The sequence below is a fragment of the Kitasatospora sp. NPDC096147 genome, assembly GCF_044763225.1.
GTDB lineage: Bacteria > Actinomycetota > Actinomycetes > Streptomycetales > Streptomycetaceae > Kitasatospora.
Map to the genome: position 1 here is coordinate 340401 of NZ_JBIWFX010000006.1, position 21902 is coordinate 362302.

At 72.9% G+C, this 21902-nt stretch carries 18 protein-coding genes; 7 read left to right on the plus strand and 11 right to left on the minus strand.

Annotated features, from left to right (window positions below; translation table 11 throughout):
• The first annotated feature begins 63 nt into the window (after positions 1–63).
• Positions 64–387, plus strand: a complete 324-nt coding sequence (locus tag ACIRBX_RS21775) for an ATP/GTP-binding protein (protein ID WP_402298703.1) — start codon at positions 64–66, stop codon at positions 385–387.
• A 39-nt stretch (positions 388–426) separates the two neighbouring features.
• Here ACIRBX_RS21775 and ACIRBX_RS21780 read toward each other — a convergent pair whose 3' ends face one another.
• Positions 427–1194: an ABC transporter permease subunit gene (locus ACIRBX_RS21780; protein ID WP_402298704.1), complete on the minus strand. Its 768-nt coding sequence runs from the start codon at positions 1192–1194 to the stop codon at positions 427–429.
• Positions 1194–2201 (minus strand): ABC transporter ATP-binding protein, encoded by a 1008-nt coding sequence (locus tag ACIRBX_RS21785; RefSeq protein ID WP_402298705.1) that lies wholly within the window; start codon positions 2199–2201, stop codon positions 1194–1196. The genes ACIRBX_RS21780 and ACIRBX_RS21785 overlap by 1 nt, the downstream gene beginning before the upstream one ends.
• A gap of 92 nt (positions 2202–2293) precedes the next feature.
• On the opposite strand from ACIRBX_RS21785, the gene ACIRBX_RS21790 reads away from it, so the two are divergent.
• A complete protein-coding gene (locus ACIRBX_RS21790; protein ID WP_402298706.1) occupies positions 2294–3061 on the plus strand; it encodes an alpha/beta fold hydrolase in 768 nt (255 codons plus the stop codon).
• Positions 3062–3937: 876 nt separating this feature from the next.
• On the opposite strand, the gene ACIRBX_RS21795 is transcribed toward ACIRBX_RS21790, so the two are convergent.
• From ACIRBX_RS21795 to mce, 3 genes are all read right to left on the minus strand, one after another.
• Entirely contained in the window at positions 3938–4867 is a 930-nt protein-coding gene (locus ACIRBX_RS21795) for a cellulose-binding protein (protein WP_402298707.1), read from the minus strand.
• Between the two features lie 106 nt (positions 4868–4973).
• On the minus strand, positions 4974–9701 hold the full coding sequence (locus tag ACIRBX_RS21800) for a hypothetical protein (RefSeq protein ID WP_402298708.1): 4728 nt from the start codon (positions 9699–9701) through the stop codon (positions 4974–4976).
• A gap of 441 nt (positions 9702–10142) precedes the next feature.
• On the minus strand, positions 10143–10577 hold the full coding sequence (mce, locus tag ACIRBX_RS21805; RefSeq protein ID WP_402298709.1) for a methylmalonyl-CoA epimerase: 435 nt from the start codon (positions 10575–10577) through the stop codon (positions 10143–10145).
• A gap of 248 nt (positions 10578–10825) precedes the next feature.
• Between mce and ACIRBX_RS21810 the strand changes: the two genes are divergently transcribed.
• Both ACIRBX_RS21810 and meaB read left to right on the plus strand, forming a co-directional pair.
• Positions 10826–12016 carry an acetyl-CoA C-acetyltransferase gene (locus ACIRBX_RS21810; protein WP_402298710.1) on the plus strand — a complete coding sequence of 397 codons (1191 nt, stop codon included), beginning with the start codon at positions 10826–10828 and terminating at the stop codon, positions 12014–12016.
• A gap of 161 nt (positions 12017–12177) precedes the next feature.
• Positions 12178–13134, plus strand: coding sequence for a methylmalonyl Co-A mutase-associated GTPase MeaB (gene meaB / locus ACIRBX_RS21815; protein WP_402298711.1), 957 nt, complete (start codon positions 12178–12180; stop codon positions 13132–13134).
• A gap of 54 nt (positions 13135–13188) precedes the next feature.
• Here the strand turns inward: meaB and ACIRBX_RS21820 are convergent, their stop codons facing one another.
• The 4 genes from ACIRBX_RS21820 to ACIRBX_RS21835 form a co-directional block, all read right to left on the minus strand.
• Entirely contained in the window at positions 13189–13707 is a 519-nt protein-coding gene (locus tag ACIRBX_RS21820) for a MarR family winged helix-turn-helix transcriptional regulator (protein WP_402298712.1), read from the minus strand.
• Positions 13708–13758: 51 nt separating this feature from the next.
• Complete coding sequence (locus tag ACIRBX_RS21825) at positions 13759–14556, minus strand: AIM24 family protein (protein WP_402298802.1); 798 nt, start codon at positions 14554–14556, stop codon at positions 13759–13761.
• 188 nt (positions 14557–14744) lie between these two features.
• On the minus strand, positions 14745–15395 hold the full coding sequence (locus ACIRBX_RS21830; protein WP_402298713.1) for an AIM24 family protein: 651 nt from the start codon (positions 15393–15395) through the stop codon (positions 14745–14747).
• Positions 15395–16036, minus strand: a complete 642-nt coding sequence (locus ACIRBX_RS21835) for an AIM24 family protein (RefSeq protein WP_402298714.1) — start codon at positions 16034–16036, stop codon at positions 15395–15397. Before ACIRBX_RS21835 ends, ACIRBX_RS21830 begins: the two co-directional genes overlap by 1 nt.
• 176 nt (positions 16037–16212) lie before the next feature.
• Here ACIRBX_RS21835 and ACIRBX_RS21840 point away from each other — a divergent pair, with 176 nt between their 5' ends.
• Positions 16213–16536, plus strand: a complete 324-nt coding sequence (locus tag ACIRBX_RS21840) for a DUF3817 domain-containing protein (protein WP_402298715.1) — start codon at positions 16213–16215, stop codon at positions 16534–16536.
• A gap of 92 nt (positions 16537–16628) precedes the next feature.
• Here ACIRBX_RS21840 and ACIRBX_RS21845 read toward each other — a convergent pair whose 3' ends face one another.
• Positions 16629–18275: a M4 family metallopeptidase gene (locus tag ACIRBX_RS21845; RefSeq protein WP_402298716.1), complete on the minus strand. Its 1647-nt coding sequence runs from the start codon at positions 18273–18275 to the stop codon at positions 16629–16631.
• Between the two features lie 529 nt (positions 18276–18804).
• A complete protein-coding gene (locus tag ACIRBX_RS21850; RefSeq protein WP_402298803.1) occupies positions 18805–20442 on the minus strand; it encodes a M4 family metallopeptidase in 1638 nt (545 codons plus the stop codon).
• A 447-nt stretch (positions 20443–20889) separates the two neighbouring features.
• On the opposite strand from ACIRBX_RS21850, the gene ACIRBX_RS21855 reads away from it, so the two are divergent.
• Positions 20890–21396, plus strand: coding sequence for a MarR family transcriptional regulator (locus tag ACIRBX_RS21855; protein WP_402298717.1), 507 nt, complete (start codon positions 20890–20892; stop codon positions 21394–21396).
• Positions 21397–21453: 57 nt separating this feature from the next.
• Positions 21454–21786, plus strand: coding sequence for a DUF3817 domain-containing protein (locus ACIRBX_RS21860; protein ID WP_402298718.1), 333 nt, complete (start codon positions 21454–21456; stop codon positions 21784–21786).
• The last annotated feature ends 116 nt before the right edge of the window (positions 21787–21902 follow it).

Consider the following 21902-nt stretch of genomic DNA (forward strand, 5'->3'; position numbering starts at 1 on the left):
GGTGCGCCCCGTACCCTGGAACCGGAGAGCCCGTCCGCCCGCCCCGTCCGAGAGGTGCCAGCCGTGTCCCCCCGCCGCAAGCCGCCCCGCAGCAGCCAGGCAGCCCCCGACGAGCCGTCAGGCGTGCCGTTCGGTGGCACGCTGCGGAGAGTGGAGGAGTACGACGGCGAGGACTGGGTGGTGCAGACGATCCCCGGCACCTCCGGCCGGTACTACCGCTGCCCCGGCTGCGACCAGGAGATCCCGCCCGGCGTCGGCCACGTGGTCGCCTGGCCCGCGTACGGGGCCGGGGTGGACGACCGCCGGCACTGGCACCGGGCCTGCTGGGGCGCCCGGGAGCGCCGCACCACCAACGTCCAGCGCGGCCGGAACGCCCCCCGCCACTGAGGGCGGAGGGCGTTCCGTGGAGCGCGCGGTGAGGGGCCGTCAGGCGTCGCGCTTCTTCAGCACCAGGATGCCGCCGGCGATGGCGGCCACCGTCCAGGCCAGGCAGATGAAGAACCCCGCCCACGGGCCGTAGGGCTGGCCGGACTGCTCGTAGACGGTGAGCATCCGGGAGCCGGCGTAGTCGGGGAAGTACCGCGCCACGTTCTTGGCGTACGGCACCGCCGAGAGGATCGGCGAGAGCAGGAAGAAGAACGGCACCAGCACGCCGAGCGCCAGCGTCTGGTTGTGCAGCATGGCCGTCACGCCCGCCGCGAACAGGCAGAGCATGGTCAGGTAGAGCGCGGCCCCGATCACCGCCCGGAGCACGTTGTCCGAGCCGATGGTGGTGGAGTGGCTGCCGAGGATCGCCTGCCCGGTGAAGAAGGTGATGAAGGCGGTGGCCAGCGACACGGCCAGGGCCAGCGCGCCGAGCACGGCGGCCTTGCCGAGCAGCAGCGTCGCGCGCTGCGGGACCGCGGCCAGGCTGACCCGGATCATGCCGCTGCTGTACTCGTTGCCCACCGCCAGGACGCCGAACACGATGATGGCCAACTCGCCCAGCAGGATGCCGGAGAAGGCCGTCCCGGTGGCGTCGAACGGGGTGCTGGAGCCCTCGGTGAACTCCTCGAAGTTCAGCTTGGTGACCAGCGAGAGCAGCCCGCCGACCACCAGGGTGATCAGGAAGGTCAGGGCCAGCGTCCAGATGGTGGAGCGGACGCTGCGGATCTTGGTCCACTCGGACTGCAGGACGGCGGGGAACGACGCCATCAGCTCTTCTCCTTCCAGCCGGCGCCCCAGGCGGCGGGCTGCGCGGGCGCCGGTCCGGGGGTCTGTCCGTGGGCCTGCCCGGGAGCGGTGCGGCCGGGGGCCGCGCCGCCGGCCTGGTACTGCACCGAATCGGCGGTCATCTGCATGAACGCCTCCTCCAGGGAGGCCTGCTGCGGGCTCAGTTCGTGCAGGGTGACGCCGTGCGAGGCGGCCAGTTCGCCGATGTGGGTGAGGTCGCCGTCCTCGACCTCGTACGAGCCGGCCGGGCCGGGCACGGCGTTCAGCCCCGCGCCGTGCAGGACGGCGAGCAGCTGCTCGACGTGCGGGGTGCGGACCCGGACCGCCGAGCGGGAGTTCTGCTTGATGAACTCGGCCATCGAGAGGTTGGCCAGCAGCCGGCCCCGCCCGATCACCACCAGGTGGTCGGCGGTCAGTGCCATCTCGCTCATCAGGTGCGAGGAGACGAACACCGTGCGGCCCTCGGCGGCCAGACCCTTCATCAGGTTCCGGATCCACAGGATGCCCTCCGGGTCCAGCCCGTTCACCGGCTCGTCGAACATCACGATCTCCGGGTCGCCGAGCAGCGCCGAGGCGATGCCGAGCCGCTGGCCCATGCCGAGCGAGAAGCCGCGCGAGCGCCGCTTGGCGACCGCGGTCAGCCCGACCAGGTCGAGCACCTCGGCCACCCGGGAGGTGGGGATGCGGTTGCTCTGGGCCAGCCAGAGGAGGTGGTCGTAGGCGGTCCGGCCCGGGTGCACGGCCTTCGCCTCCAGCAGCGCCCCGATGTACTTGAGCGGCTCGCTGAGCTGTCCGTACCGCCGTCCGTCGATGGTGACCTGACCGCTCGTCGGACGGTCCAGGTCGAGGATCATCCGCATCGTGGTGGACTTGCCCGCGCCGTTCGGCCCGAGGAATCCGGTGACCACGCCCTGCGGGACCTGGAAGCTCAACCGGTCCACGGCGACGGTGTCGCCGTAACGTTTCGTCAGCTCGTGCAATTCGATCATGTGCGCTCCCTCACTCTCCGTCAGGCTATGACAAATCGGACAGTGGAGCGCGCTGCTGCGGCCGGTCGGTGCGCCGCCATACGGTGGGCACCATGACTCTCCCCGCCCACGGCACCCACGGCGTCGGCACGCCACTGGTGCTGCTGCACGCCTTCCCGCTCTCCGCCCGGATGTGGCACGCCCAGCTCGCCCCGCTCGCCGACGTCGCCACCCTGATCACGCCCGACCAGCGGGGCTTCGGCGCCACCCCGCTCGGCGACGCCCCGCCCTCGCTCGACACCGTGGCCGACGACCTGGTGGAACTGCTGGACGAACTGGGCCTGGAACAGGCGGTGTTCGGCGGCCTCTCGATGGGCGGCTACGTCGCCATGGCGCTCGCCCGGCGCCACCCCGAACGGATCGCCGGCCTGCTGCTGGCCGACACCAAGGCCACCGTGGACACCCCGGCCGCCAAGGCCAACCGGGAGCGGATCGCGGCGGCGGTGCTCTCCCGCGACAGCGTCGCACTGCTCGCCGAGGAGAAGATCGAGGACGGGCTGCTCGGGCCCGGGACGGACCCCGAACTCACCGCCCAGGTCCGGGAGATGATCGCGGAGGCGACACCGGGCGGAGTGGCCTGGGCGCAGCGTGCGATGGCCGGCCGGCCGGAGTCGCTGGCGGCGCTGCGGGTCCTGGACGTGCCGGCGGCGGTGGTGGTGGGCGAGCACGACGCCCTCACTCCGCTGGGGGAGGCGCGGCTGATCGCGGAGGCGCTCGCCGACGCCGAGCTCACCGTCATCCCCGGCGTGGGCCACCTGAGCTCCCTGGAGGCCCCGGAGAGCTTCAACGCCGCCGCCCGGGCCCTCCTCCGCCGCGTCTGACCCGACGGGCCGTCAGGGGGCCTTCTGCGGCCCCGTGGCTGACGCCCGGCCCCGGACGTGCCGTCGGCCTGCGCACGGCAGGGCAGGGCAGGTGCTCCGGGGTGCGGGGAGCTGCGCCGTAGGTGGCCGGCCGACGTGGGTCCGCCTCCGCTGCGTGCCTGGGCGGCGGGGGCGGGCTTCGGCGTGATCCGGTGGCGCGTGCGGCTGCTCGCCTGCCCCGATCTGGCCGTGGTGGTCTTCCGCACTCGCGCAGTTCCTCGCGCCCCTGGGGCCTTCGTCGGCCTGCGCACGGCAGGGCGGGGCAGGTGCTCCGGGGTGCGGGGAGCTGCGCCGTAGGTGGTCGGCCGACGTGGGTCCGCCTTCGTTGCGTGCCTGGGCGGCGGGGGCGGGCTTCGGCACGATCCGGTGGCGCGTGCAGCTGCTCGCCTGCCCCGATCTGGCCGGTGGTGGTCTTCCGCACTCGCGCAGTTCCTCGCGCCCCTGGGGCCTTCGGCCCCGGCGGGTGCTCGCGGTGCTCCTGGGGCCTCCGGCCCCGGCGTGCGGGGTGCTGCGCCGTAGGTGGCCGGCCGACGTGGGTCCGCCTCCGCTGCGTGCCCGGGCGGCGGGGGCGGGCTTCGGCACGATCCGGTGGCGCGTGCAGCTGCTCGTCTGCCCCGATCTGGCCGTGGTGGTCTTCCGCACTCGCGCAGTTCCTCGCGCCCCTGGGGCCTTCGGCCCCGGCGGGTGCTCGCGGTGCTCCTGGGGCCTTCGGCCCCGGCGTGCGTGCGGGGGGCTTCGGCGGCTGCGGGCGTTCGCGGTGCTCTTGGTCCGGGGTGGGAATGCCTCAGGGCCCGTGCTCCGCCCCGGAGGGGGAGGGGCACGGGCCCTGAGGGTGGGTCAGCGGGACTGCTGGGCCGGGACGCCGAGGGCGTCGTCGGTCGGCAGGGACGCCGCGGCGACGGCCGCACCGGTGAGGGTGGCGAGCATCTCGCGGACGTTGGTGAGCTGGGCGTTGATCGAGTCGCGGCGGTTGGTGAGGGCCGCGAGCTCGCGCTCGGATTCGCTGCGGATCCGGTCGGCCTTGGCGTTGGCGTCCGCGACGATGTCCTCGGACTGGCGCTGGGCCGTCTCGACCGTCTGGCGGGCACGGCGCTCGGCGTCGGTGCGGAGCTTCTCGGCCTCCAGGCGGAGCTGCTCGGCCCGGTGCTCGATCTCGGCCAGGCGCTTCTCGGCCTTGGCCTGACGGGCCGCCAGGTCGCGCTCGGACTGCTCGCGGCGCTTGGCCAGGTTGGTCTCGAACTCCAGCGCGGCCTGGGCGGCCTTGGTGCGGGTCTCCTCGAAGAGGGCGTCCGCCTCCTCGCGCTTGTTCTGCGCGTCCTTGTTGGCCTCGGCCCGCAGCTGGGCGCTGTCGCTCTTGGCCTTGTCGACGATCCGCAGACCCTCGTCCTCGGCCTTGGCCTTGCGGTCCTTGGCGTAGTTCTCCGCCTCGGTGCGGACCTGCTGCGCGGCGGCCTCGGCCAGCTCACGGTGCTGCTCGGCGGCGCGGTGCGCCTCGTCGCGCAGGTCCTTGGCCTCCTCCTCGGCGAGCCGGAGGATCTTCTCGACCCGGGCACCCAGGCCGGCGTACGAGGGCTCCTGCTCGGAGACCGCGGCCTGCGCGCTCTGGGTCTCCAGGTGGAGCTCCTCGATGCGCTTCTCCAGCGCGCCGATCCTGGTCAGGGCGGAGTCGCGGTCGGCCACCAGCTTGGTGATCCGCTCGTCGACCTGGGCACGCTCGTACCCACGGCGCACCAGGTCGAAGCCGTGAGGGGAGTGACTGTCGCTCATGGGGTTCTGGGCTTCCTGTCGTTAACCGCTGAGGTGGTTGAGGGAATCCTGACACGTTATCGGAGTGTCTACGGCGAAACGCCGTCGCTCCACGGACAATGTCCGCTCAATCGGGTGGTGCGCTGCCGGTGCGATTGCCCCCCGAACGGGGAGAGCCGACACCGGCACCGGCCTTCGCCGCCCCGTCCTTCTTGCCACTGCTTCCCCCGTTGGCCTGGGCGACCGGTGACGGCGCCTCGAAAGCCTCCAACGCGGACAGGACATCCTGGACCCGAGAGATCTCGGTGTTGATGTCCTTGCGCCGGCGGACCAGTTCGTCCAACTCCCGGCGGCCCTCGTCGGTCACGCGCTTGGCCTCGGCCTTCGCCTCGGCCAGCAGCCGCTCGGCCTCCTCGGTGGCCAGCGCGAGCTGCTCGTCGGCCGCGTCGGCGGCCCGCTTGAGCCGCTTCTCGGCCTGGTCGGAAGCGGCCTCCAGCTGCTGCTCGGCCTCCTCCTGAGCGGCCGTCAGCTGCTGCTCCGCCTCCTGCTCGGCGGCGGCCAGCGCGGCCTCCGCCTCGGCGCGCAGCGTGTCGGCCCGCTCGGTGGAGGCGGCGAGCTTCTGCTCGGCCTCCTTGAGCAGGCCCTCCGCCTTGCGGACGGCGGAGATCCGCACCTTGCCGGCCTCGGCGGAGGCCTCCGAGGTGAGCTCGGCGGCCTTCTCCTCGGCGTCCGCGACCAGCTTCGCCGCCTTCTCCTCGGCCTCGGCGACGGCCGTGACGGCCTGCTCCTCGGCCTCGGTGAGCTGCTCCTGAGCCGCCGTCACCAGCGCGTCCACCCGCTCGCCGGCCGACTTCATGGCCTGCGCGTTCTCCTTGCGGGCCCGCTCGTGCAGGGCCTCGATCTCGGAGTCGGTGCGCTCGCGCAGCTCCTCGGCGCGCTCGCGGATCGCGGTGGCGTCCCGGCGGGCCTCGGAGAGCAGCGCGTCCGCGTCGGCGCGGGAGCGCTCGACCTCGGCCTGCCCGGCGGCCTCGCCCGCGGCGGTCAGCCGCTCGGCCTCCTTGCGGGCGGCGGCGACCATCGCGTCGGCCTGCTCCTCGGCGGCGGCGGTGGTCGCCAGCGCGGTGGCCTGGGCGTCCTCGCCGAGCGCCTCGGCGTCCGCGAAGGCCTTCTCCAGCACCGACTTGGCCTGCTCCCGGGTGGCCCGGTCGAACTGCTCGGCCGCCTCCCGGGTCTCGGCGTCGTAGGCGTCGGCCCGGCTGCGGGTGGCGGCCTCGTAGTCCTCCGCCAGGGTGCGGGTGGCGAGCGCGTACTCCTCGGCCTCGGCGCGCAGCGCGGCGCCGAAGTCCTCGGCCTCGGCGGCCGTCCGGGCGGCCTGCTCCTCGGCCTCCGCCACGGTGCGGCGGGCGACCTCCTCGGAGTCCGCCCGGGTCTGCCCGGCGTATTCCAGTGCGTCCTGCCGTTCGGTGACGGCCTCGGCCCGCAGTTGCTCGTCGTAGGCCTTGGCCTCGGCCCGGTCCCGGGCGATCACGGTGGCGGCCCGCTCGCGGTCCTCGGCCAGCTCGGCGGCGATCCGCTCGCGCAGCGCGGAGGTCTCCTGCTCGGCGTCGGCCCGCAGCCCGGCCACTTCGGCGTCCACGGCGGCGCGCAGCGCCTCCGTCTCGGCGGCGGCCAGCTCGCGCAGCTCGGTGGTCTCCAGCTCGGCGAGCTCGCGGGTCTCGGCGGCCTCCCGCTCGGCGGTGGCGCGGAGTTCGGCGATCTGGGTGGAGGCGGCCTCGTGCAGCCCGGCCACCGACTGGCGGATCTCGGCGGCCTCGTCCTCGGCGGTGGAGACCAGTGCGGCGGCCTCCTTCTCGGCACCGGCCCGGAGCTCGGCCAGCTCGGTGGTGGCCAGGGCCCGCAGCACGCCGACCTCGGTGACGGCGGCGGCGGCCTCCTCCTGAGCCTGCGTCAGCTCCCGGGCACCCTCGGCCCGCAGCCGCTCGGCCTCCCGCTCCGCGTCGGCCAGCTGCTCGGCCACCTCGGCGGCGGTGCGCTCGCGCAGCTCGGTGGTCTCCGCCTCGGCGGTGGCGCGCAGCTCCTGGGCCTCGGCGGCCGTCCGGGCGGTCAGCTCCTCGGCCTCGGTGGCGGTCAGCTCGCGCAGCGCGGCCGTCTCGGTCGCGGTGGTGGCGCGGAGTTCGGCCGTCTCGGTCTCGGCGGCGGTCCGCAGGGCGGTGGTCTCCGCCTCGGCGGTGGCACGGAGTTCGGCGGCCTCGGTCTCGGCGGCGGCGCGCAGGGCGTCGGTCTCCGCCGTGGTGCGGGCGGTCAGCTCGGCGGCCTCCCGGGCGGTGCGCTCGCGCAGCTCGGTGGTCTCCGCCTCGGTGGTGGCGCGGAGTTCGGCCGTCTCGGTCTCGGCGGCGGTCCGCAGGGCGGTGGTCTCCGCCTCGGCGGCGGCGCGGAGTTCGGCGGCCTCGGTCTCGGCGGCGGCGCGCAGGGCGTCGGTCTCCGCCGTGGTGCGGGCGGTCAGCTCGTCCGCCTCGGCGGCGGCGACCTCGCGGTCGGCCCGGGCGGCGGCCAGCAGCTCGGCGGTCTCGGCCTGCTCGTGGTCCAGCGAGGTCTGCGCGGCGGCCCGCTCCCGGCGGCTCTCCTCGCGCAGGGCCTCGGCCTCGGCCTCCGCCTCGGCCCGGCGGCGGGCGGCGAAGCCCTCCGCCTCGGCCCGGTGGCCGTCGGCCCACTCGGCCGCCTCGGTGCGGGCGGCCTCGGCGGCGGCCCGGCTCTCGGCGGCCAGCGCCTCCGCCCCGGCCTGTGCCTCGGCGCGCACCCGCTGCTCGAACTCGACGGCCTCGCGCCGGAGTTCGGCCGTCTCCCGCTCGGCGGCGGAGCGGTTCTCGGCGGCAGCCGCCTTGGCGGCGGCCAGCGCGTCCTGGCCGCGCTGCTCGGCGGCGGCGGTGACCTTGCGGGCCTCCTCGCGGGCCCGGGTGAGGGTCTGCTCGGCCCGGCCCTGGGTCTCGGCGGCCCGCTCCTCGGCCTCGGCGCGCAGCCGCTCCGTCTCGGCGGCGGCGCCGGCCCGGAGCTCGTCCGCGTCGGCCTTGGCCTTGGTGAGCAGCTCCTCGGCGGTCTTCGCCGCCTCCTCGATCCGCAGCACCGCCTGGCGCCGGGCCTCGCTCTCCACCCGCTCGGCCTCGGTGGTGGTCCGGGCGTGCAGCTCCTCGGCCTCGGCGCGCAGCCGCTCGGCCTCCTGGTGGGCCTGGGTGAGCTGCTCGCGCAGCGCGGTGGCGTCCTCGTGGGCGGCCTGCTGCACCTGCTCGACGGTGGTCTGAGCCTCCGTCAGCAGCCGGTCGGCCTCCTCGACCGCCTCGGCGCGCAGCCGCTCCGCCTCGGCGGTGCCGGCCGCGACGGTCTCGCCGGCCTCCCGGGTGGCCCGGGCGACGGCCTCCTCGGCCTGCTTGGCGGCCTTGGCCAGGTGGAGGGCCGCGTCCTTGGCGCCCTCGGCCCGGCCGGCCTCCCGGGCCTCCTCGTGCAGCCGGGCGACGGCCGACTCGGCCTCGGCGCGCAGCTCGGCGACGGCCCGTTCGGCCTCCGCCCGCTGCTCGGCGATGGCCGCTTCGGCCTCCGCGCGGAGCTCGTTCGCGACCGACTCGGCGGAGCCGCGCAGCCGCTCGCTCTCCTCGGTGGCGGCGGCCTTGGCAGCCTCGGCCTCGGCCTTGGCGGTGGCGGCCTCGGCCTTGATCCGGTCGGTCTCCTTGGTGGCGGTGGCCACCATCCGGGCGATCTCGGCCTTGGCGGTCTGCGAGCGCTGGTCGGAGGCGGCCTCGCCGTCGGCGACCAGCCGCTGTACGGCGGCCTCGGCCTCGGCGAGCTGCTGCTCGGCGGCGGCCTCGGCCCGGGCCCGCAGCTCGGCGGCCTCCTGGCGGGCCCGCTCGGCCTCGGCCAGCGCCTCGGCCCGCAGCCGCTCTATCTCGGCCTGGGCGGCGCCGAGCGCCTCGGTGGCGCGCTGCTGGTCCTCGGCGGCCTGGAGCTTGAGCTGGCTGATCTCGGCCTGCGCCTCGGCCAGCCCGCGCTCGGCGGCGGCCTGCGCCTCGGTGATCCGCTGCTCGGCCTCGGCCCGGGCCTCGGCGAGTCCGCGCTCGGCGGCGGCCTGGGCGCCGGCCAGCTGCTGCTGGGCCTCGCCGGTCACCGCCTCGGCCTGGGCGTTGGCCTGCTGGGCCTGCTCGGAGGCGGCCCGGAGCAGCCGCTCAGCGTCGTTCTGGGCGCGCAGCAGGGCGGCCTCGGCGGCGGCCTGGGCCTCGCCCCGGGCGGCGTCCACGTCGGCGGCGGTCTGCGCGCGGGCCTGGTCGGCCAGTGCCTCGGCCTCGGCCCGGGCGGCGGCGACCAGCCGGTCGCACTCGGCGCGGGCCTCCTGGAGCAGGCGCTGGGCCTCCTGCTCGGTGCCGGAGCGGGTCTGCTCGGCCCAGGCGACGTTCTCGTTGACGTGCCGTTCGGCGCTGTGCCGGAGCTCGCTGAGCTCCTCCTCCAGCTGCCGGCGACGGGCCGCGTACTCGGCCTCGATCCGGGCGGTGCGCTCGGCGGCCTCGGCCATCAGCCGCTGGGTGGCCTGCTGGGACTCGTGCAGCTGGCGCTCGGCCTCGGCCCGGAGCTGCTGGGCCTGCATCTCGGCGGTCCGGAGCATCTGCTCGGCCTGGCCGGAGACGGAGTCGAAGGCGCGCGGCTGGGCGAGCTGCCGACGGGATTCGTGCAGCTTGGCCCGGAGCACCTCGACCTGGTAGGCGAGGTCCTCGGCATGCTGGACGGTCTTGTCCCGCTCCTTCCGAGCCCGGTCCAACTCGGCCTCGAACTGGGAGAGGTGATCGTCAGCCTCGTAGCGGTCGTAGCCCCGCACTCCGCGGTCCCATCCATCTCCTGGTCGCGTCCTCGACCCGGCCCTCACGTCCCCCTGGCGGGGCCGGTCCGGCTGGTCCTTGCAGCCGTGGCGGGTGCCACGGTCGGAGCCCGGGGGGCGTTCGGCGCACGGTCGTCCCGCGCTCCGCCGTCCGGGTGGACTCCTGAGCGAACTCTTGCCTGTGGAGAATGGTGACAGATCCGAACTGCGACCGTGTCGTCGCGCCCGGTTGGTGGACTCCCCTTGAGCCGGAGTCAGCGCCTGCTGCCCCCGTCATCGGCCGTGCCCGCCGGCCCGGTCCTCCCCGGAGCATTGCGCACCCGGTGCATTGTAGTGGGACGGCTTGCGGAGGGAATGGCCCCGGTGGGCTTTTCCGAGGTTACTGACGGGTCGCCAGGTGTGGAGCGGGCGGGGCCGACCGGGCGCGGCCCCGCCGGAGCGTCAGTGCGCGTCGCCCTGGGCGGAGGTGACCAGCTCGGTCAGCACGCCACCGCAGTCCTTGGGGTGCAGGAAGGTGATCCGCGAGCCCATCGAGCCGATCCGGGGCTCCTCGTAGAGCACCCGGACGCCCTTGGCCTTGATGTCGGCCGCGTCGCCGTCCACGTCGGCGGTGCCGAAGGCGATGTGGTGCACGCCCTCGCCGTTCTTCGCCAGCCACTTGGCGACCGTGGAGTCCTCCCGGGTGGGCTCCAGCAGCTGGAGGTAGGAGGCGCCGCCGTCCGAGGTCTCGTTGATCCTGAGCATGGCCTCGCGGACGCCCTGCTCCTCGTTCACCTCGCTGTGGAAGACCTCGAAGCCGTAGGTGGCGCGGTAGAACTCGACCGTCTTGTCCAGGTCGAAGCAGGCGATCCCGATGTGGTCGATGCGGGTCAGCACGGCTGGCCTCCGGAAGGGAGTGGCGGGTTTGGAAGGTGGGTACCAGTGCAGCGCACCGAGTTGACGCAGCGCCAGCACGTCACGTGCGAGCCTGCTCACAATTCACCGGGACGTGCTGACACGCTGTTGACCGGCGGGTGACACGTGCCGCTGATCACACCTCGGCTCCGGTGACGCACGGGTTACGGCTCAGTACATTGAGGCCGCATCCCCCACCCTCATGCCTGACGCGCGAAGGGGCTCGTCTCATGCCTACCACCTCAGTGATCGTCGCCGGAGCCCGCACCCCCATGGGGCGTCTGCTCGGCTCGCTCAAGGGATTCTCCGGCGCCGAGCTCGGCGGCTTCGCGATCAAGGCCGCGGTCGAGCGGGCCGGCCTGACGCCCGACCAGGTGCAGTACGTGATCATGGGTCAGGTGCTCCAGGCCGGCGCCGGCCAGATCCCGGCCCGGCAGGCCGCCGTCAAGGCCGGCATCCCGATGAACGTCCCGGCGCTGACCATCAACAAGGTCTGCCTCTCCGGCCTGGACGCCATCGCGCTGGCCGACCAGCTGATCCGCGCGGGCGAGTTCGACGTGGTGGTGGCGGGCGGCCAGGAGTCGATGACCAACGCCCCGCACCTGCTGCCGAAGTCCCGCGAGGGCTTCAAGTACGGCGCGATCGAGATGCTCGACTCGATGGCCCACGACGGCCTCACCGACGCCTACGAGTCCATCCCGATGGGCGAGTCCACCGAGAAGCACAACACCCGCCTGGGCATCGGCCGCGAGGTGCAGGACCGGCTCTCCGCGCAGTCCCACCAGCGTGCCGCCGCCGCCCAGAAGAACGGCGTCTTCGAGGCCGAGATCGTCCCGGTGGCGATCCCGCAGCGCAAGGGCGAGCCGGTGCTCTTCTCGCAGGACGAGGGCATCCGGGCGGACACCACCGCCGAGGGCCTGGCCAAGCTCCGCCCGGCCTTCACCAAGGACGGCACCATCACGGCCGGCTCCGCCTCGCAGATCTCCGACGGCGCCGCCGCGGTGATCGTGATGAGCCGGGCCAAGGCCGAGGAGCTCGGCCTGAGCTGGATCGCCGAGATCGGCGCCCACGGCAACGTCGCGGGCCCGGACAACTCGCTGCAGTCCCAGCCGTCCAACGCGATCAAGCACGCGCTGGCGAAGGAGGGCATCGGCGTCGAGGACCTCGACCTGATCGAGATCAACGAGGCGTTCGCCGCCGTCTCCCACCAGTCGATGCTGGACCTCGGCGTCTCCGAGGAGAAGGTCAACGTCAACGGCGGGGCCATCGCGCTCGGTCACCCGATCGGGATGTCCGGCGCCCGCCTGGTGCTGCACCTGGCGCTGGAGCTCCAGCGGCGCGGCGGCGGCACCGGTGCGGCGGCGCTCTGCGGCGGCGGCGGCCAGGGCGACGCCCTGATCGTCCGGGTGCCGCGCGGCTAGGGTCCCGACGGGAATCGGTCATGCCGGGGGCGCGGGGACCTGCGCGCGGTGGGAAGGCGGCACGTGCAACCGGCTGAGGGCGGGTCGGTTGCGGGTGGGCAGCCCTCCGGAGCGCGCAGTTCCCCGCGCCCCCGAGGCGTAGCCACTATCGAGGAGCACGAATGATCGACGTCCCGGCACTGGTCGAGCAGGCCCGGGAGGGCAGGCCCCGGGCGGTGGCGCGGCTGATCTCCCTGGTGGAGAACGCCGCGCCGCAGCTGCGCGAGGCGATGGCCGCGCTGGCCCCGTACACCGGGCAGGCGTACACCGTCGGGCTGACCGGCTCGCCCGGGGTCGGGAAGTCGACCTCCACCTCGGCGCTGGTGTCGGCGTACCGGCGGCTCGGCAAGCGGGTCGGGGTGCTGGCGGTGGACCCGTCCTCGCCGTTCTCCGGCGGGGCGCTGCTGGGGGACCGGGTGCGGATGCAGGACCACGCCACCGACCCGGACGTGTTCATCCGGTCGATGGCCACCCGGGGCCACCTGGGCGGGCTCTCCTGGGCCGCTCCGCAGGCGCTGCGGGTGCTGGACGGGGCGGGCTGCGAGGTGATCCTGGTGGAGACCGTCGGGGTCGGGCAGTCCGAGGTGGAGATCGCCGCGCAGGCGGACACCTCGGTGGTGCTGCTGGCGCCCGGCATGGGCGACGGCATCCAGGCGGCCAAGGCCGGGATCCTGGAGATCGGCGACGTGTTCGTGGTGAACAAGGCGGACCGGGACGGCGCGGACGCCACCGCCCGGGAGCTGAACCACATGCTGGGCCTCGGCGAGGCCCGGGGGGCGGGTGCCTGGCGACCGCCGATCGTGAAGACCGTGGCGGCCCGGGGCGAGGGCATCGACGAGGTGGTCGAGGCGCTGGAGAAGCACCGGGCCTGGCTGGCCGAGACCGGGGAGCTGACGGTCCGTCGGCGCCGCCGGGCGTCGGACGAGGTGGAGGCGATCGCGCTCTCCGCGCTGCGGGCCAGGATCGGGGACCTGCGCGGGGACCGGCGGCTCTCCGCGCTGGCGGAGCGGGTGGCGGCCGGCGAGCTGGACCCGTACGGGGCGGCCGACGAGCTGGTGGCCGGGCTCACCGAGGGCTGAGGCGCGGCGGCCGGACTCGTCCACGAGTCCGGCCGACGGTGCGTCAGGCGCCGGTCAGCTGCGGCCCTTGAGGCCGCGCAGGTGCTCCGCGACGGGGGCCAGGGCCGCGTACAGCGCGTCGATCTGCTCCGGGGTGAAGCGGTCGATGAAGTGGTGCCGGACCGAGCGGACGTGGTCCGGGGCGACCTTGCGCAGGATGTCCCAGCCGTGGTCGGTGAGGTGGGCGAACAGTCCGCGCCGGTCGCCCGGGCACTCCTGACGGAGCACCAGGCCGGCCGACTCCATCCGGGTGATCTGGTGGGAGAGCCGGCTCTTGGACTGGAGGGTGGCGGTGGCCAGGTCGGTCATCCGCATCCGCCGGTCGGGCGACTCGGAGAGCACGACCAGGATCTCGTAGTCGTTGTTGGCCAGGCCGTGCGGCTGGAGCTCCCGCCCGAGCTGGTACTCGAGCAGCTGGCTGACCTCCAGGTGGGCGCGCCAGAACTGCTGCTCCTTGGCGGTGAGCCACGGGGTCTCCTCCTCCGCCACCGGCGGGGAGGAGACCTCTGCGGGGGTGTCGGAAGAGGTGTCCATACACCACAGCATAGCGAGATTGTTCAAAGTTCTACAATCATACGGCGGGCCCTAGAGTCCGAAACGCCGTCCCAGGTCGCCCAGGTTCCCCAGCCCCGGCACGTTCACGTTGGGCAGCTGCTGCCCGCCGTGACCCTGGCCCGGCACACCGTACCCGCCGCCGGGCACGCCCGCCTCCGCGTGCACCACGCCGACCGAGCGCTCGGCCATCAGCACCTCGCTGGACTGGATCAGCACCGTGCCGGCCCCGATGAACTCGAACTGGTGCTCCTCGCCGGAGGCGCCGCCGATGCCGGTCAGCTGGCGCAGCCCGCCGAGCAGGCCGCTCATGTAGCCGTGGTCGTAGTGGTGACACGGAGCCGGGCAGTCGGCCCAGCCGACCAGTGCCTGCGGGTCGACCTTGATCGGCGGCTCGACGAAGTGCACCGGGCCGTTGGAGGCGGCGACGAACTTGCCGGTGCCGATCAGGGTGAGGAAGCCCGGGATGATCGACTGCTTGAGCTGGAGGGTCGGCTCGAAGGCCAGCAGGTTCCCCGAACGGACCGTCAGGTTCCCGTCCTCCAGGTCGTAGGAGTTGAGGTCGAAGGCGCGGTCGGCGAGCAGCAGCTTGCCCCGGCCCTCGGCCACCACCCAGTCGGAGGCGTGCAGCGGGGAGTTGAAGTTCCGGCCGAGCGCGCGGTCGATCGAGCCGTGGCCGATGCCCGAGAAGCGGACGTCGCCGTAGTAGGCGATCATCTTCCCCTTCTGCAGGTAGTACGGGCCGTTCAGCTCGACCGAGAAGCAGTACGGGTTGACGTTGTCGTTCACCGGCAGGCTGTGCACGTCGTGCACCGGCGGCGGCTCCGGCATGCCCTGGCCGGGCGCCGGCATGTGCTGGGTGGGCGCCTGGGCCGGGTAGCCCTGCGGGGGCGGCGGCGGGTAGCCGGGCTGCTGCTGGGGGTACCCGGGCTGCTGGCCGTACGGCTGCTGCTGCGGGTAGCCCGGCTGCTGGCCGTAGGGCTGCTGCGGGGGGTACGGCTGCTGCGGCGGGTAGGACATCAGAGCTTCTCCTCGCTCGCCTGGACGTACACCACGCCGTGGCCGGACAGCTCCAGCTGGAACGCCTCGCCGGAGCCCCGGCCCACCATGTCGCGCCACCCCAGCGAGGTGGACAGCTTGTTCTGCACCTGGCCCCGGTGCGCGACGTAGGCCTGCGGGTCCACGTGCACCGGCTGGCCCGGCTGGATCGGCAGCTCGACGAAGCCGCCGTGCGCCATCACCGCGACCGAACCCTGGCCGCTGAGCTGGGTGGTGAACAGGCCCTGGCCGGACACCTGGCCGCGCACCATGCCCATCACGCCGCCCTGCGAGCCGAGGAAGACGGTGGACTGCTGGAGCGAGCCGTCGAAGGCGAGCAGCCGGTCGGCCTCCACCAGCAGGGTGTCACCAGTGAGTTCGATGATCTGGATGTGGTGCCCGCCGTGGCCGAAGAGCACGCTGCCCTGGCCCTCGACGTTCATCAGCGGGGTGTCCTCGTTGGCCACCCGGCGCCCGATCATGCCCATCACGCCGCCCTGACCGCCCATCACGTTGGGCGTGAAGGAGACCTCGCCGGTGTAGGCGATCATCGAGCCGCGCTGGCTCAGGATGCGCTGGCCGGGGAGGAGCTTGGCCTCGATCAGCTTGGAGTTGACCTTGGTGAACGGCATCAGACGTCGCCCCCCACGGTGAGCCGCTCGGAGGGCTGGACGTAGACCAGGCCCTCGCCGTTGAACTCGACCTGCACGGCCTCGCCGCCGCCCTCGCCGATCAGGTTGGCGGTCCAGCCGCCACCGGACTTGAGCGCCCGGTTGAGGTTCCCGGTGTGCGCGACGTACGCGCCCGGGTCGACCCGCAGCGGCAGGCCCTGGGAGACCCGCAGGATGACGGCCGGTCCCTTGGAGGTGAGCGCCGCCCAGCCGTGGCCCTCCACCTTGGTGGTGAACAGGCCGGTCCCGGAGGCCATCCCGTTCAGCCCGGTGAAGCTGGTGCCGGTGCTCAGCGAGGCCTCGGTGCAGAGCAGGTTGTCGGCCTCCACGTAGAGGGTCTCGCCGTTCAGCCGGACGAGGTTCACCTCGGTGGCCCGGTCGGCGAAGTAGCAGGTGCCCTGCCCCTTCACCTCCATGACCTGCATCTGCTCGCCCGTCAGCCGGCGGGTGACCATGCCGCGCAGGCCGTCCCCACCACCACTGAGCTTCTTGAAGTTCATCTGCCCGGTGTACGCGACCATGCAACCGTTGCGGGCCTTGACCGAATCGCCCGCCAGGTCGACGGCGAGCACCTTGGAGCCCTGAAGTCGAAACTGTGCCACGCGCTGAAGATAGCGGTCCGGTTCGCGCCGGGGGAGGGCCGTCACCCCACTGGTACGAATCCGGTACACGGGGACCCCGCCGTCCGGCCCCGGGCAAAGGGCGGGTAATAATGTCAGAGCCCCCGCTTGTGCTCCGCTTCACAAGCGTGCCGACTCCCCGTTGTGAGGTACCCACCGTGAAGAGCAGCGCCGTCCACCGCCTGCGCCTGGTCTCGGCCCCCGAGGGGCTGTCCTTCATCCTGCTGCTGATCTGCTCGGTGCTGAAGCGCACCACCGACTTCAACGCGGTGCCCTTCATGGGCGCGGTGCACGGCGCGCTGTTCGTGCTCTACGTGGTCTTCCTGGCGTTGGCCTGGCAGAAGCAGCGCTGGGACGCCAAGCGCGGCATCGTGCTCTTCGTGCTCTCGGTGCTGCCCTTCGGCGGCTTCGCGGCCGAGCGGATGCTGGCCAAGGAGGAGCGCGGCGAGTACCCGGCCGGCGGGCAGCCCGCCGCCGCCTGACGGCCGTCCGCAGCGCCGCGAAGGCCCGGTCCTCCCCTCCGGAGGGACCGGGCCTTCGCGCGTCGGCGGGATTCAGCCGTGGTGACGGGACGTCAGTTGACGTTCACCCCGGACCAGGCGGCGGCCACGGCCTTGTACTCGGCGCTGGTCGCGCCGTACAGGTCCTTGGCCGCGTTCAGGGTGCCGGTGCGGGCGCCCTTGTAGTTGGTGGTGGAGGTCCAGTACACGGTCAGCGCGCGGTACCAGATGGCCGCCGCCTTGTCCCGGCCGATGCCGGTCAGGGTGGAGCCGTTGGAGGTCGGGCTGTTGTAGCTGACGCCGTTGACGGTCTTGGCGCCGCTGCCCTCGGCCAGCAGGTAGAAGAAGTGGTTGGCCGGGCCCGAGGAGTAGTGCACGTCCACGTTGCCGATGGTCGAGGACCAGTAGTCCTTGGAGGCGCCGTCCTTGGAGGGCTTGTCCATGTAGCGGAGCGGCGTGCCGTTCCCGTTGATGTTGATCAGCTCGCCGATCAGGTAGTCGCCCTTGTCGGACGCCAGGTTGGCGGAGAACTCGACCATGGTGCCGAAGATGTCCGAAGTGGCCTCGTTCAGACCGCCGGACTCGCCCTCGTAGTTGAGGCCCGCGGTGTTGGAGGTGACGCCGTGGGTCATCTCGTGGCCGGCCACGTCCAGCTCGGTGAGCGGGTGGGTGTTGGAGGCGCCGTCGCCGTACGTCATGCAGAAGCAGTCGTCGCTCCAGAACGCGTTGACGTAGTTCTTGCCGTAGTGCACCCGGCTGTACGCGCCGACGCCGTCGTTGCGGATGCCGCTGCGACCGAAGGCGTTCTTGTAGTAGTCCCAGGTGGCCGCGGCGCCGTACTGGGCGTCCACGGCGGCGGACTGCGCGTTGGAGGCCAGGCCGGTGCCCCAGGCGTTGTCCGCGTCGGTCAGCAGGGTGCCGTTGCCCGAGGTCTTGCCCGCGAGCGTGGTGGTGTACATGTTGCCCCGGCTCGGGTCCTTCAACTGGTAGGTCGAGCCGGAGGAGTTGGTGGTCAGCTTGACCGAGCCGACGAAGACGCCCTTGCCGGTGCCGCTGGCGGCGGCGGCCAGGTACTGCTCGTGGGTCGAGAGCACCTCGCCGGTGGCGGCGTCGGTGACCAGCTTCTGGGCGGACGGGATGTCGCCCTCGCGGACGCCCTGCACCACGGTCTCGTAGGCCAGCCGCGGGGTGCCCGAGGTCGCCCAGACCACCAGCTTCGGCGCGGAGGAGCCGGTGACCTCCTTGATCGGGGCCTCGTCCTTGTCCACGGTCAGGCCGACGGTGGACTGCACCGCACCCTTGGCCTGCCGGGCGGCGCTGTCGGCCGGCACGGACGGGGTGGTGCTGGGCAGCGCGATGGCGGCGTCGGTGGCCTTGTCGACCGAGACGACCCTGCCCCGGGCGTCGAGGTGGGCGACCAGGTCGCCACCGAGCACGGCGAGGCCGGCGAAGGTGCGCTCGAAGCGCAGGTGCCGGGCGCCGCCGGCGTCCACCACGGCGTCCTTGGCGACCAGGGCCTCGTCCTTGCCCAGGCCGAGCGCGGCGGCCACGGCCGGGGCGGACGCCTGGGCGAGGGACTTGAGCTCGGCGCGCTGGAGCGCGGCGGAGCCCTTGCTGCTCGCCGGGACGGGGGCGGCCTGCGCGACGGCGCTGACCTGGATGGCACTGGCGAGGATCACCGTGGCCGAGAGGGCTGCTCCGACAGTCAGCGTGCGCTTCATGTGCGGGTTCCTTCCGAAGTTCCAACCGCGTGTGCGCGGTCGCACCTCGCTCCGGGGCGCCGGGGTTGGCGGCCTGTGGGGCGGAGTGGGTGCTGACGTGCTGCTCCGTGCGGTCACGCGGCACGGCCGGTGTTGGTGGGGCGGCCGTGCCGTACGGGGCTGGCGAGAAGCATGACTAATGCAGGTGGTGAAATGACAGGTCTCGGTCGAGAGTTGGCCAGCTCCCGCCATCTCCGTACGCTCCGTGACGGCCGGATCGACGCCCCGATATGACGGACATGTCGGTCAATTCGGGTCAGTGGAGCGGAGTTTCGATCCGAACGGCGGCTGAACGGCAGTGGAAAACCGTCAACTGTCCAGACCAATCGGCCTGTTGCCGGAGTGTTGCGGGTAGTCGGAGCGCTGGTCCGTACCAGGATTTCCGGTGGCGGGACTCCGCCAGCCCGGCGCCTTGTCGCTTGTCCGTGTACCTGCTAAAAGTCGGAAGGCCGGCTCCCCGAGGGGGAGCCGGCCTTCCGCTGAGGGGGTGTCAGTTGACGCCCACCGCCGACCAGGCGGCGGCGACGGTCTTGTACTCGGTGCTGGCGGTGCCGCCGTAGAGCGAGGAGGCCGCGTTCAGCGTCGCGGTCCGGGCGGCCTTGTAGTTGGTGGTGGAGGTCATGTAGGCGGTCAGCGCCTTGTACCAGATCGCGGCGGCCTTGGTCCGGCCGATGCCGACGATGGTGGAGCCGTTGGAGGTCGGGCTGTTGTAGCTGACGCCGTTGATCACCTTGGCGCCGCTGCCCTCGGCCAGCAGGAAGAAGAAGTGGTTGGCGACGCCGGAGGAGTAGTGGACGTCGACGTTGCCGACGCCCGAGTACCAGGTGTCCTTGGAGGCGCCGTCCTTGGAGGGCTTGTCCATGTAGCGGAGCGGCGTGCCGTTCCCGTTGATGTTGATCTTCTCGCCGATCAGGTAGTCACCCGGGTCGGCGGGGAGGTTGGCGCTCCACTCGACCATGGTGCCGAAGATGTCCGAGGTGGCCTCGTTGAGGCCGCCGGACTCGCCGGAGTAGATCAGGCCGGCCGTGTTGGCGGTGACGCCGTGGGTCATCTCGTGGCCGGAGACGTCGATCGCGGTCAGCGGCTTGTTGTTGCCCTGGCCGTCGCCGTAGGTCATGCAGAAGCAGCTGTCGCTCCAGAACGCGTTGACGTAGTTGGCGCCGTAGTGCACCCGGCTGACCGCGCCGACGTTGTCGTTGCGGATGCCGAGGCGGTTGAAGGAGTTCTTGTAGTAGTCCCAGGTGGCCACCGCGCCGTACTGGGCGTCCACGCCGGCGGACTGGACGTTGGAGGCCAGGCCGTTGCCCCAGACGTTGTCCGCGTCGGTCATCAGGGTGCCGTTGCCCGAGGTGCCGCCGGCCAGGGTCACGGTCCGGGTGTTGCCCCGGGTGGTGTCCCGCAGCTCGTACAGCGAGCCGGTGTAGTTGGTGGTCAGGGTGACGCTGCCGACGTGCACGCCCTTGCCCGAGCCGGTGGCGACCGAGGCCTGGTACTGCTCGTGGGTGGAGAGCACCTCGCCGCTGGCGGCGTCGGTGACCAGCAGCTGGGCGGACGGGACGCCGCCCTCGCGGACGCCCTCGACCACGGTCTCGTAGGCCAGCCGCGGGGTGCCGGAGACGGCCCAGACGACCAGCTTCGCGGCGGAGGCACCGGTGATCTGCTGGAGCGGGGCCTCGTCCTTGTCGATGGTCTGGCCGACGGTGGCCTGGACGGCGCCCTTGGCCTGCTTGGCGGCGCTGTCGGCGGCCACGGCCGGGGTCAGGCTGGGCAGGGTGATGGCGGCCTCGGCCGCCTTGTCCACCGAGACGACCTTGCCCCGGGCGTCCAGGTGGGCGACCAGGTCGCCGCCGTGCACCTTGAGGCCGCCGTAGGTCCGGTCGAACCGCAGGTGCTTGGAGCCGTCGCGCTCCAGCACCGCGTCCTTGGCGACCAGTGCCTCGGAGGAACCGAGGCCGAGTGCCTTGGCCACGACGGGGGCGTACGACTGGGCCACCGCCTTGAGCTCGGCGGACTGGAGGGTGCCCGCCTTGCTGCTCACCGCGGCCGGCGCGGCCTGGGCGACGGCACTGACCTGGATGGCGCTGGCGAGGATCGCGGTGGCGGAGAGAGCGGCGCCGACCGTCAGCATTCGCTTCACGTACGGGTTCCTTCCGTGGGGGCCGACCGCGGGTCGCGGTCGCAGGTGGCGCCGGCCGAGAGGGTGGGGTGGCCGGGCCGAGCGGGATGGCCAGAAGCATGACAATCCATCAGGTGAAATGACAGGTCTTCGCCGAGGGTTGGCCGGGTCCCGCCAAGTGGCTCCCGCGGTCCGGTGGCCTGATCCCGGCGCGGGACGGAGCGGACATCGGCGGACGGATCGGTCGCACTGCCGGGCAGAGCCGCGACGTGATCCGTCGGCGAACCATCGGAATCGGCAACTCCCTTACCGTATGGGGCAGTTGCACAGCGTGCCGGATCAGTCCACGCTCGGTGGCGGCTCCGGCTCGCCGCTGGCGGGGTCCCGCCAGGGCGGCCCCCTTGTCCACCATCGTGGACACCCGCTACCCGTGAAAGGACGCCCGGGTACGGTGGTGCGGTGCCCAAGCCGCTAGCTCTCGACTTCGATCCGATCGCCCGCGCCGACGCGCACTGGACCGACCGCTGGGGCAGTGCGCCCGCGATGCCGGCCATCACCTCGGTGATGCGCGCCCACCAGATCCTGCTCGGCCGGGTGGACGCGGTGGTCAAGCCGTACGGGCTGACCTTCGCCCGCTACGAGGCGCTGGTGCTGCTCACCTTCAGCCGGACCGGCGAGCTCTCGCTCTCCAAGATCGGTGAGCGGCTGATGGTCCACCCGACCAGCGTGACCAACACCGTGGACCGGCTGGAGCGGGCCGGGCTGGTGGCCCGCCGTCCCAATCCGCTGGACGGGCGCGGTGTGCTGGCCTCGATCACCGACCGGGGCCGCGAGGTGGTCGAGCAGGCCACCCGGGAGCTGATGGCGATGGACTTCGGCCTGGAGGGCTACAGCGAGGAGCAGTGCCGGCGGATCTTCGAGGTGCTGCTGCCGCTGCGGGTGGCGGCCGGCGACTTCCACGAGTAGGGGCCGCCGCCGGACCTCGGGCCGGGCGGGTCCGTAAGGGCGGTTACCCTCGTTGCCATGAAGCAGAGTGTGCTGACCCGCTACCGGGCGCTGGCCTACGTCACCGGTGTCCTCCTGATCCTGCTGACCTTCGGCATGATCGGGAAGTACGCGCTGGACATCGACGGCGCGGCCTCGTTCACCAAGGTGGTCAGCCTCGCCCACGGGTGGCTCTACGTGGTCTACCTGGTGTTCGCCTTCGACCTGGGCTCCAAGGCCAAGTGGCCGATGGGCAAGCTGGCCTGGGTGCTGGTGGCCGGCACCATCCCCACCGCGGCGTTCTTCGTCGAGCGCAAGGTCTCCCGCGAGCTCGCCCCGCTGGTCGCGGACGCCGAGCCCGCCCGCGCCTGACGCCCCGTCGGGGCGACCCGACACACCCCGACCCCGCTCACCGGCACCCATCGACATTTACTAGGACGTCCGAGTAAATTGACGGGACAAGCCGAAGCTGTGCCGTGCCCCACAAA